The organism is Sphingomonas sp. Xoc002, from assembly GCF_050408055.1.
Classification (GTDB): Bacteria; Pseudomonadota; Alphaproteobacteria; order Sphingomonadales; family Sphingomonadaceae; genus Sphingomonas; species Sphingomonas yabuuchiae.
Genome location: NZ_CP191175.1, coordinates 1,143,685 through 1,155,000, shown reverse-complemented (window position 1 = coordinate 1,155,000; position 11,316 = coordinate 1,143,685). Strand labels below are relative to the sequence as shown.

The following is an 11,316-nucleotide window of genomic DNA, read 5'->3' as shown; positions in this document are numbered from 1 at the left end:
GATACGAGCGTTCCGTAGGGGAAATCGCGGCCAAAAAAAAGGCCGGTCTTGCGACCGGCCGGAAAGTTTTTAGGAGAGGATGCCTGAAAGGCCCGATCCTTGTGCACCGCAGCACCCATGTTCGCAATTGCAACCTCGGCAATGATAATTGCAGGAAATGCAATTGGGAGCGGTAACAGTGACTTGGATTGCCCAGCGCCCCTGCCGTGCCCGCCATGGCGACCGCACGGATCGGTCCGATCGACCGCAAGGGTCTTGCCGAACACGGTGCGGCTGCCGAGATGATCCCGACGATAAAGCGCAAGGATGCCGAATGACCACCAATCCCCTGCTCGCCGATACCGACCTGCCCGACTTCGCCGCGATCCGTCCCGAGCATCTGGTGCCCGCGGTCGGCCAGATGATCGCCGACGCACGCGCCGCCGCCAACCGGATCGGCGGATCGAACGCCAGCGACTTTGGCGATGTCGTGCTGGCGAGTGAGCGGGCGGGCTTCGCGATTGCGCGGGGCTGGTCGCCCGCCGGGCATCTCCATTCGGTCGCCGACACGCCTGAGCTGCGTGCCGCCTATGCCGAGGCGCAGGCGATGCTGGCCGAATATGGCATGGAGGCGGGCCAGGACCCGCGTCTGTTCGCCGCCTTCAACCGCGTCGATCTGGCGCCGCTGACCGAGGCCGAGGCACGCGCGGTCGTGTTGGCGCGGCGGGATTTCACCCTGTCGGGCGTCGGCCTGGACGACGCGGCCAAGGCCCGCTTCCGCGAGATCGGCGTCGAACTGAACCGGCTGAGCACCGAGTTCGGCAATGCCGTGCTCGACTCGACCGAAGCCTGGAGCGAGCATGTCACCGACGAGGCCCTGCTGTCCGGCCTGACCGACAATGCCAAGGCGATCCTGGCCTCCTATGCTGCAGAGAAGGAACTGGACGGCTGGCTGGTCACGCTACGCGAACCTAGCGTGCAGGCGATCCTGACCCAGGCGGACAATCGCGATCTGCGCGCGCGGGTCGCCAAGGCCTATGCCACCCGCGCCTCGGACCAGGCGGCCGATCCCGCCCATGACAATAGCGCCCGCATCGACCGGATCCTGGAGCTGCGCCACGAGGCGGCCCGGCTGCTCGGCTTCGAGAACGCCGCCGCCCGCTCGGTCGAGACCAAGATGGCGCAGTCGGCGGACGAGGCGCTGGCCTTCCTGTCCGATCTCGCCGCCCGTGCCCGCCCGCTGGCGCAGCGCGAACTGGCCGAGGCGAGCGCCTATGCCGCCAAGAAGTTCGGGATCGCCAAGCTGGAGCCCTGGGATACGGGATATGTCGCCGAGCATATGCGCCGCGAACGCTTCGGCGTCGATCGCGAGGCGATCCGCGCCTATTTCCCCCTGCCCCGCGTCATGGAGGGCACCGTCGCGCTGATCGAACGGCTGTACGGCATCCGCCTGGTCGAGCGGCAGGACGTGTCGGTGTGGAATGCCGATGTCCGCTATTATGATGTGCAGGACCAGAGTGGCGAGATCGTCGCGGGCGTCTATTGCGACTTCCATGCGCGGGCGGGCAAGCGCGGGGGAGCCTGGATGGACGTATGCCGTCCGCGCTTCCGCGATGCCGACCGGTTCCACCGGCCCATCGCCTATCTGACCTGCAACTTCCCGCCCGCGACCGGCGACACCCCTGCCCTGCTGGCGCATGGCGATGTCGTCACGCTGCTGCACGAGTTCGGCCATGTGCTGCACCATCTGCTGACCGAGGTCGACCTGCCCTCGATCGGCGGGATTTCGGGCGTGGAGTGGGATGCGGTCGAACTGCCAAGCCAGTTCATGGAGAATTTCGCCTGGGACCGCGACACGCTGACCGCGCTGTCGGCGCATGTCGAGACGGGCGAGCCGCTGCCCGACGAGCTGTTTGCCAAGATGCTGGCGGCGCGGCGCTTCCAGGCGGGGCTGTTCCTGCTCCGTCAGGTCGAGTTCGCGACCTTCGACCTGCGCCTGCACCGCGATTACGATCCGGCGCTGGGCGGCCGCGTCATGGAGGTGCTGAACGGCGTTCGCGACGAAATATCGGTGATTCGTCCGCCCGCGTGGAATCGCTTCCCGCACAGCTTCAGCCATATCTTCGCGGGCGGCTATGCGGCGGGCTATTACAGCTATCTCTGGGCCGAATTGCTGTCGGCCGATGCCTTTTCCGCCTTTGCCGAGGAAGGCCAGGCGGCAGGCGATCGGTTCCGTCGCGAGGTGCTGGCGCGTGGGGCGAGCCGCCCGGCGGCCGACAATTTCCGCGCTTTCCGCGGCCGCGCGCCGGAGCCGGATGCGCTGCTGCGTCATCACGGACTGGCGGCCTGACCAGCATTCCGGGGCCGCGGTCGGCGGCCCCGGTTTCGTTCCGTAATGTAATCTGGATTATACAGAAAAATCCGTTTCTCGACAGCTTCTTAACCCTCTTTGCCTATCCAGGGGGGATATGGAGGATGTGCTGTGAGCGGATCGGAACATATTGATTTCGAGCAGCGGCTGGCTGCTTTCGACTATGGCGCGCAGAGTTACGCGACCTTCCCGACAATCAAGCGCGCGATCGAGCGGCATGCGCCCGCCGCCCTGACCGCGCTTTACCGGCATATCGCCGATACCTCGCAGATCCGGGGGCTATTCGCATCGCAGGCGCGGATGGACCATGCCCGCGACAAGCAGATGGAGCATTGGCGCAAGCTGTTCTCCCGCCCGCTCGATCGCGATTATGCCGCCGCTTCGACCCATATCGGACAGGTCCATGCACGGATCGGGCTGGCGCCGACCTGGTATATCAGCGGCTATGCCCGAATGCTGGAATATGTCCTGCCCAAGCTGATCCTGGGGCGGCTGTTCTGGCCGTTCGGCGCGCGGCGCCGGGCACGGGCGGCGACCGCGCTGGTCAAGGCCTCGCTGATCGACATGGACATCGCGCTGGCCTCCTATTTCGAGGCCGAGCAGGCGGGGCGTCGCGCGGTGATCGAACGCTGCGGCGCGGTGTTCGACCGGATGGCCAAGGGCGACCTGACCGCCTCGCTCGACGGGCTGCCGTCCGAATATCAGGCGCTGGCCGACAGTTTCGAGGCGATGCGGGCCCAGATGTGCGCGACGCTGGGCGTCGTCACCCAGTCGGGCGAGCATATTCGCGTCGGCTCAGGCGATATCCGCCAGGCGTCGGACGACCTGTCCGACCGCACCAAGCAGCAGGCCGCCTCGCTGGAGGAAACCGCCGCCGCCATGCAGCAGATCACCTCGACCGTCCGCCAGACCGCCGACGGCGCCTCGCGCGCCAACCGGATCGTCGGCGAGGCCCGGACCGAGGCCGAGGAATCGGGCCAGATCGTCCGCCGCGCGGTCGAGGCGATGGGCGGCATCGAACGCTCCTCATCCGAGATCAGCGAGATCATCAGCGTCATCGACGGCATCTCGTTCCAGACCAACCTGCTCGCGCTGAATGCGGGCGTCGAGGCCGCCCGGGCGGGTGAAGCGGGCAAGGGCTTCGCGGTCGTCGCCAGCGAAGTGCGCGCCCTGGCGCAGCGCTCGGCCGAAGCGGCCAAGGATGTGAAGACGCGCATCCTCGCCTCCTCCGACCAGGTCGGCGCGGGCGTCGAACTCGTCAACGAGGCGGGTGAGGCGCTGCAACGGATCATCGGCCGGATCGGCGAGATCAGCGACCTGGTGTCGCAGATCGCCGCCTCGGCCACCCAGCAATCGATCGGCCTGCAACAGGTCAACACCGCCGTCGCCGAGATGGACGGCGTGACCCAGCGCAATGCCGCCATGGTCGAACAGGCCACCGACGCCGCCCGCACCCTGGCGCAGGAAGCCGAGACGCTGGCCCGCGAAGTCGCCCGCTTCCGTCTGGCCGACATCACGGGCGACCCACGCAACCCGGTCCACCAGATGCAGCGACGCCTCGCCGCCATCTGATCCTCACCCCCCGAGGACCCACTGGGCTCCGACGCAAGTCGGGGCCTTTTTTGTTGGCCGACAGTAAGCGCAATCGGACGTTTTTGCTTTCTCGGGAGATTCTTATTCAGACACGCCCTTTTCCCCCTCGCCCCTCGCAGAGGGGAGAGGGTTGCGCAGACTTGGTCTGTTGCGAAAGCAAAGGCTTAGCGGAACCGGGTGAGGGATAGAGCGCTCGGTTCCCGAGCGCGCAAGCCGGAGGCTCGCCCGACCCCTCACCCAAGCTGCGCTAGCCAGCACGCTGGCAGGCTCCGCTAACCCTCTCCCCCGTCCAGGGGAGAGGGGAAAGAAGCGTTATGGATGTCGACTGGGCGTGGGGAGGTCATTGCGAACGTCAGGACTCCCCTTCACGCTGAGTGAAGTCGAAACGCACAGCGAACCTTTGCGGCTTGGGCGGAGACTTGCCCCCTTGCCTTCGACTTTGCGCAGTCTGAATGGAGCTTGAGAAAAAGGAACGTGACGTCGGGCGATATTCAAACGCACCTGAAACGCCGAAAACCACCCACTGATGATCAGGGGCGGTCGAAAATCAGCGATATCGGGGAAATGGTGGAGCCGAGGGGGATCGAACCCCTGACCTCTGCAATGCCATTGCAGCGCTCTCCCAGCTGAGCTACGGCCCCAACGATTTCGGCGCGGACCCGGCGGGATGCGGGCTAGCCTGTCAGCGCATGGATACCATGCGGCTGTTCCAGCGGAATGGTGGAGCCGAGGGGGATCGAACCCCTGACCTCTGCAATGCCATTGCAGCGCTCTCCCAGCTGAGCTACGGCCCCGTTCCGCTGTGGAGGCAGCCCACTAGCGGGGCCGCCGTGGCTCGGCAAGCACTTTTTTCAAGCACCTGCCGAGCCCGTTCGGACAACTCAGTGTTCGTCGTCCTCGCTGGACGTTTCCACGCCCAGATCGTCGTCGCCGCCCAGATCGACTTCATCGTCGGGCGAGGGCTCTTCGTCCTCACCGGTGATGTCCAGATCCTCGTCGTCGCCGCCCGCCAGATCGCTGTCGGCTTCCTTGTTCTCGGGCTTGACCTGCTCGAACGGCAGGGGCTGCTTCGACTTCAGGATGGGCTCGGGCTCCCACTGCGTCCCGCAATTGATGCAGGTGACGGGGTCGTCCTTTTCGAGGTCGTAGAAACGCGTCGCGCATTTCGGGCACGTACGCTTCGTGCCCCATTCCGGCTTGATCATGCCGTTCATACCTTTCGGAATTGGGTTTTCCGCCTGAGCGAAAAGTGGGCGCGCCTTGCCACAGCGCAAGGCCCCTGTCAAAAGCCCGCGCCATCATGGCGCATCCCCTTCCCCAGCCTCGCACCGTGCGAGCCGCCGCCGCCCTTCGCGGCACCATCGCCGTTCCGGGCGACAAATCGATCAGCCACCGCTCGCTGATGCTCTCCGCGCTCGCGGTCGGTGAAAGCCGCGTCGAAGGGCTGCTGGAGGGCGAGGACGTGCTCGCCACCGCCGCCGCGATGCGCGCCATGGGTGCGGACATCGTCCGGCAGGATGACGGGGTGTGGGTGATCCACGGCGTCGGCGTCGGCGGGCTGCTCCAGCCCGAAACCGCGCTCGACATGGGCAATTCGGGCACCTCGACAAGGCTTCTGATGGGTCTGGTGGCCAGCCACCCGATCACCGCGACCTTCATCGGTGACGCCTCGCTGTCCAAGCGCCCGATGGGCCGGGTCATCGAGCCGTTGTCGCAGATGGGGGCGCAGTTCCAGGATACGCCGGGCGGCCGCTTGCCCCTGATGGTCCGGGGCATCAACCCGGCCGTGCCGATCCGCTACACCCTGCCCGTCGCCTCGGCGCAGGTGAAGTCGGCGATCCTGCTGGCGGGTCTGAACACGCCGGGCGAGACGACCGTGATCGAGCCGATCGCGACCCGCGACCATAGCGAGCGAATGCTGGCGGGCTTCGGCGCGGACCTGACCGTCACCCCTTCGCCCGAGGGCCGGGTCATCACGATTCGGGGGCAGGCGGAGTTGAAGCCGCAGAATATCGTCGTGCCGGGCGACCCTTCGTCGGCCGCTTTCTGGCTGGTCGCGGGCTCGATCGTGCCGGATGCCGACGTGACGATCACCAATGTCGGCATGAACCCGACCCGCACCGGCATCATCGAAGCGCTGAAGATGATGGGCGCCGACATCACCGAGCTGGACGCGCGCATCGTCGGCGGCGAGCCGGTGGCGGATCTGCGCGTCCGTCACGCAGCCCTGTCGGCGATCGAGGTTCCGCCCGAGCTGACGCCGAGCATGATCGACGAATATCCGGTGCTGTTCGTAGCGGCCGCCTTCGCGACTGGCACGACCATCGCGCGCGGCGCCGAGGAACTGCGCGTCAAGGAATCGGACCGCATCACCGCCATGGCGAACGCCCTCGGGGCATGCGGCGTCGTTTGCGAGGAGTTCGAGGACGGCATGGCCGTCACCGGCACCGGCGGCGATCCGATCCCCGGCGGCGCGACCGTTGCGACCCTGCTCGACCACCGGATCGCGATGAGCATGACCATCGCGGCGCTGAACGCCCGCGATCCCATCACGCTGGACGATGCCGCACCGGTTGCGACCAGCTATCCCGTGTTTTTCGATACGCTGGAAAAGCTGGGAGCGATGGCATGATCATCGCGGTCGACGGCCCCGCCGCCAGCGGCAAGGGCACCATCGCCCGCGCGTTGGCCAGGCATTACGGCCTGCCGCATCTCGACACCGGCCTGCTCTACCGCGCGGTGGCGGCGACGGTGCGCGCGATGCATCTCGATCCGACCCGCGAGGCCGATGCCGTCGCGGCGTGCAGCTTCGACGACAGCCTGCTCGCCGATCCCACCCTGCGTGATGACGAGACGGGCAAGCTCGCCTCGGTCGTGTCGGTGCATCCGCTGGTCCGCGCGGCGCTGCTCCAGCGGCAGAAGCGCTTCGCCAACCAGCCGGGCGGCGCGATCCTCGACGGGCGCGACATCGGCACGGTCATCGCGCCCGATGCGGACGCCAAACTGTTCGTGAAGGCCAGTCCACAAGTGCGTGCACGGCGGCGGCATAACGAATTGGCGGCGAATGGCTCGGACGTGTCGTTCGACCAGGTACTGGCGGATATCCGGGCTCGCGACGAACGCGACAGCGGCCGGGCGACCGCCCCCCTCACCCAGGCGGCCGATGCGGCGGCGCTGGACACCTCCAGCCTGACGATCGAGGCGGCGGTCGCCCGCGCGATCCAGTTCGTCGACGCCCAGGTGGCGGCCAAGGCGCGCTGACGGAGGAGGGCCGCCGCGAAGCGATATCATTCGCGGCACGCCCCCTCCACCACCGCCTCGTGGCTGTCCCCCTCCCCGTGCCGGGGAGGATCTCCCTCGCCTTGCGCAAAACCCCATTTTCCGCTAAGGCGCCCCCGCTCGCGGACCCTGTTCCGCGGAGAGGCTGACGCGGGGCCTTGCCCCAGCGTCCTTTCCGCATTTGTCGCGGACCGCCGCTTTTCCGTGTTTCAGCATCATCTTCGGGCCTGGTGGCGTCGACATGGGGTCGGCGCGGCCATCGTCGAAGGTCTCGGGAATCGCCCCGAGCCGGAGACGAAAAACTCTCAGGAACCTAACCCTTTTATGGCAACCAACCCCCAGCCCACGCGCGACGATTTCGCGGCGATGCTCGATGACATGTTCGGCGGTGCCGACAGCTTCGAGGGTCGCGTCGTGCATGGCACCGTCACCGCGATCGAAAACGACATGGCCGTCATCGACGTCGGTCTGAAGTCGGAAGGCCGTGTGCCCCTCCGCGAATTCGCTGCCCCCGGCCAGAAGGCCGACCTGAAGGTCGGTGACGAAGTCGAGGTCTATGTCGACCGCGTCGAGAACATGCACGGCGAAGCGATGCTCAGCCGCGACCGCGCGCGCCGCGAGGCCGCCTGGGACAAGCTGGAGCTCGAATTCTCGAAGTCGGCCCGCGTCGAAGGCGTGATCTTCGGCCGCGTGAAGGGTGGCTTCACCGTCGACCTGAACGGCGCCGTGGCGTTCCTGCCCGGCTCGCAGGTCGATATCCGCCCCGTCCGCGACGTCACCCCGCTGATGGACATCCCGCAGCCGTTCCAAATCCTGAAGATGGACCGCAAGCGCGGCAACATCGTCGTGTCGCGTCGCGCGGTCCTGGAAGAGACCCGCGCCGAGCAGCGTTCGGGCCTGATCCAGAGCCTGGCCGAAGGTCAGATCATCGACGGCGTCGTTAAGAACATCACCGATTACGGTGCGTTCGTCGACCTGGGCGGCATCGACGGCCTGCTGCACGTCACCGACCTGTCGTACAAGCGCGTCAATCATCCGTCGGAGATGATCGCGATCGGCGACACCGTGAAGGTGCAGATCATCCGCATCAACAAGGACACGCAGCGCATCTCGCTCGGCATGAAGCAACTCGAGAGCGATCCGTGGGATGGCGCCGGCGCCAAGTACCCGGTCGGCGCGAAGCTGTCGGGCCGCGTCACGAACATCACCGAATACGGTGCGTTCGTCGAGCTGGAGCCGGGCATCGAAGGCCTGGTCCACGTGTCGGAAATGTCCTGGACCAAGAAGAACGTCCATCCGGGCAAGATCGTGTCGACCTCGCAGGAAGTCGATGTGGTCGTCCTCGAGGTCGATCAGGAAAAGCGCCGCATCTCGCTCGGCCTCAAGCAGGCTCAGGCCAATCCGTGGGAAGCCTTCGCCGCTGCCCATCCGATCGGCTCGACCGTCGAGGGCGAAGTCAAGAACGCGACCGAGTTCGGCCTGTTCATCGGCCTGGACAACGATGTCGACGGCATGGTCCACATGTCGGACATCGCCTGGGGCGTGTCGGGTGAGGATGCCCTCAACCTGCACCGCAAGGGCGAAGTCGTTCAGGCCGTGGTTCTGGACATCGACCCCGAGAAGGAGCGCATCTCGCTCGGCATGAAGCAGCTCGAGCGCGGCGGCCCCGTCGCCGGCGGCGTGGCTGCGGCTGGCGATCGCCTGAACAAGAACCAGGTCGTCACCGTGACCGTCCTCGAAGTCCGCGACGCGGGCCTCGAAGTCCAGGCGGGCGACGATGGTGCGACCGGCTTCATCAAGCGCACCGATCTGGGTCGCGACCGTGACGAGCAGCGCCCCGAGCGCTTCCAGGTCGGCCAGAAGTTCGACGCGATGGTCACCGGCTTCGATCGTTCGAAGAAGCCGACCTTCTCGGTCAAGGCGATGCAGATCGCCGAAGAGAAGCAGGCGGTGGCTCAGTACGGTTCGTCCGACTCGGGCGCGTCGCTGGGCGACATTCTGGGCGAAGCGCTGAAGGCGCGCACCCAGAAGTAAGTCACTGGATCGGGGCATGTTTTTTCGGAAACATGTCCCGGTTCCGGCCAAACGACACCGCAGCGTCGTTTAATCGTATAATAAAACTACTTTCAGCAGCGAGAAACACAGGTTAAGAACGATCCGTCTTAAGCTTGGGACTAGACGATGATCCGTTCGGAACTGGTGCAAAAAATCGGTCAGCGTAATCCGGGACTGAACCCGCGTGAAGTCGAACTGATCGTCACGATTTTCTTCGATGAGATTACCAAGCGGTTGTCGGATGATGGTCGCGTCGAACTGCGCGGCTTCGGCGCCTTTTCGACCCGCGCGCGCGGTGCCCGCACCGGCCGCAATCCCCGCACCGGCGAAACCGTCGATGTCTGCGCCAAGCGCGTTCCTTATTTCAAACCCGGCAAGGAAATGCGCGCGCGTCTGAACGTCGACGCGGAGTGATCACATTCCGGTCTTGAGGTGACCGGGGCGCGGCTATTCCGGCTTTACGACAGCTGCGCCCTTGACCTTCGCGGCATCCTGGTATCTTCGTTGGCCTGTGCGCGGACGTGGCGAAACCGGTAGACGCTGCCGACTTAAAATCGGCTTCCTATGGAGTGCGGGTTCGAGTCCCGCCGTCCGCACCATCGGGTGGGCCGCCGCCCTGCTGACGATGACGGCCTGCGAGCGCCATGCCGATCATGGGGCGGTGGTCGTCAGCACCGTCCAATCCACCCCACCTTCCGCCCGGTCCGGTGGCCCGCCCCTTACCGATGACGATACGTCGCGCCGCGTGCTGCGCGATGCGCTGGCACAGGGGCTGGTGCGTTTCGACGCCAATGGCCAGATCGAGCCGGGGCTGGCCGAACGCTGGATCGTCATCGACGAGGGCGGCAGCTTCATCTTCCGCCTGCGCGAGGCGAAATGGAATGACGGCTCACCCGTCACCGCCGAGCAGGTCGTGCCGATCCTGCGTCGTCTGGTGTCGCCTAATTCAGGGAATCCGCTGGCCCCCTTCCTGACGGCGATCGACGAGATCGTGGTGATGACGCCGCAGGTCATCGAAATCCGCCTGTCACGCCCCCGCCCCGACCTGTTGAAGCTGTTCGCCCAGCCCGAAATGGCGATCGTCGATCGCGGGCGTCGGGGCACCGGGCCGTTCCGCATCATCCGGGCGGGGCCACCCCCGCTGCTACGCCCCATTCCCGACCCCCGCCGTGTCGAGCCGGAAGATGACGCCACGCCCGCTCCCGAGGAGGATGTCCGCCTGATCGCCGAGACTCCGGCACGCGCCATCCTGCGCTTTGCGGGCGGCCGGTCCGACCTGTTGCTCGGCGGCCGGTTCGAGACATGGCCGCTGCTCGACGCGGTCCGGATCAACCAGGCGGCCATCCGGATCGATCCGGCGGCCGGTCTTTTCGGCCTGGGCATCGTCCGTCGCGACGGCTTCCTGGCCGATGCCGGCAACCGCCAGGCGCTGTCGGCGGCGTTCGACCGGGCTACCATGCTGGCGGCGGTCGCCCCCAATTGGGAAGCCGCCGACCGCCTGCTGCCCGACACGCTCGACTCGGACGCCCCGCCGCAAATTCCCGGCTGGGCGCTTCTCAATCTGGACGAGCGGCGCAGCGGGGCGCGGGCTCGGGTCGCCGCCTGGGGCCAGCCGGTGCGGCTGCGCATCGCCTTGCCGCAGGGGCCGGGGGCGAACCTGCTCTATGGCCAGATCGGCGCGACGCTGCTGGCGGTCGGCATCACACCCGAACGGGTGGCGCTCGGTGACCCGGCCGACCTCCGCCTGATCGATGCGGTCGCCCCCTATGACAGCGCGCGCTGGTATCTCGCGACCGCCTGCGCGCCCTGTGGAGAGGCGGCGATGGCGGCGATCGAGCAAGCGCGGCTGGCCCCGACGCTGGCGGTACGCGGATCGGCGATCGCGGCGGCGGATGCGGCGATCAATGCCGACACGCCCTTCATCCCCTTGGCCCGCCCGCTGCGCTGGTCGCTCACCACGCCTCGGCTGCGGCAATTCCAGACCAACAGCCGCGCCTGGCATCCATTGAACCGATTGCGCGCCATCACCAATTGAACGG

Annotated in this window: 9 protein-coding genes and 3 tRNA genes; 9 read left to right on the top strand and 3 right to left on the bottom strand. The window is 66.7% G+C overall.

Features of this window, described 5'->3' with window-relative positions; all coding sequences use genetic code 11:
• The first annotated feature begins 188 nt into the window (after positions 1 to 188).
• From ACQR50_RS05385 to ACQR50_RS05375, 3 genes are all read left to right on the top strand, one after another.
• A complete protein-coding gene (locus tag ACQR50_RS05385) occupies positions 189 to 317 on the top strand; it encodes a hypothetical protein (protein WP_428970098.1) in 129 nt (42 codons plus the stop codon).
• On the top strand, positions 314 to 2,329 hold the full coding sequence (locus ACQR50_RS05380) for a M3 family metallopeptidase (RefSeq protein ID WP_428970097.1): 2,016 nt from the start codon (positions 314 to 316) through the stop codon (positions 2,327 to 2,329). The genes ACQR50_RS05385 and ACQR50_RS05380 overlap by 4 nt, the downstream gene beginning before the upstream one ends.
• Positions 2,330 to 2,461: 132 nt before the next feature.
• Positions 2,462 to 3,922 carry a methyl-accepting chemotaxis protein gene (locus tag ACQR50_RS05375; protein ID WP_428970096.1) on the top strand — a complete coding sequence of 487 codons (1,461 nt, stop codon included), beginning with the start codon at positions 2,462 to 2,464 and terminating at the stop codon, positions 3,920 to 3,922.
• A gap of 586 nt (positions 3,923 to 4,508) precedes the next feature.
• On the opposite strand, the gene ACQR50_RS05370 is transcribed toward ACQR50_RS05375, so the two are convergent.
• From ACQR50_RS05370 to ACQR50_RS05360, 3 genes are all read right to left on the bottom strand, one after another.
• Positions 4,509 to 4,584, bottom strand: a tRNA-Ala gene (locus ACQR50_RS05370).
• A gap of 77 nt (positions 4,585 to 4,661) precedes the next feature.
• Positions 4,662 to 4,737, bottom strand: a tRNA-Ala gene (locus tag ACQR50_RS05365).
• Positions 4,738 to 4,824: 87 nt separating this feature from the next.
• On the bottom strand, positions 4,825 to 5,148 hold the full coding sequence (locus tag ACQR50_RS05360; RefSeq protein WP_056439502.1) for a TIGR02300 family protein: 324 nt from the start codon (positions 5,146 to 5,148) through the stop codon (positions 4,825 to 4,827).
• A gap of 95 nt (positions 5,149 to 5,243) precedes the next feature.
• On the opposite strand from ACQR50_RS05360, the gene aroA reads away from it, so the two are divergent.
• The 6 genes from aroA to ACQR50_RS05330 all read left to right on the top strand — a co-directional run bounded on the left by aroA (position 5,244) and on the right by ACQR50_RS05330 (position 11,312).
• On the top strand, positions 5,244 to 6,575 hold the full coding sequence (aroA, locus tag ACQR50_RS05355; protein WP_428970095.1) for a 3-phosphoshikimate 1-carboxyvinyltransferase: 1,332 nt from the start codon (positions 5,244 to 5,246) through the stop codon (positions 6,573 to 6,575).
• A complete protein-coding gene (cmk, locus tag ACQR50_RS05350; protein ID WP_428970094.1) occupies positions 6,572 to 7,204 on the top strand; it encodes a (d)CMP kinase in 633 nt (210 codons plus the stop codon). Before aroA ends, cmk begins: the two co-directional genes overlap by 4 nt.
• Positions 7,205 to 7,546: 342 nt before the next feature.
• Entirely contained in the window at positions 7,547 to 9,256 is a 1,710-nt protein-coding gene (gene rpsA, locus ACQR50_RS05345; RefSeq protein WP_056439406.1) for a 30S ribosomal protein S1, read from the top strand.
• Between the two features lie 147 nt (positions 9,257 to 9,403).
• Positions 9,404 to 9,691 carry an integration host factor subunit beta gene (locus tag ACQR50_RS05340; protein ID WP_056439404.1) on the top strand — a complete coding sequence of 96 codons (288 nt, stop codon included), beginning with the start codon at positions 9,404 to 9,406 and terminating at the stop codon, positions 9,689 to 9,691.
• A gap of 101 nt (positions 9,692 to 9,792) precedes the next feature.
• A tRNA-Leu gene (locus ACQR50_RS05335) sits at positions 9,793 to 9,876 on the top strand.
• 26 nt (positions 9,877 to 9,902) lie between these two features.
• On the top strand, positions 9,903 to 11,312 hold the full coding sequence (locus tag ACQR50_RS05330; protein ID WP_428970093.1) for an ABC transporter substrate-binding protein: 1,410 nt from the start codon (positions 9,903 to 9,905) through the stop codon (positions 11,310 to 11,312).
• Positions 11,313 to 11,316 lie beyond the last annotated feature (4 nt).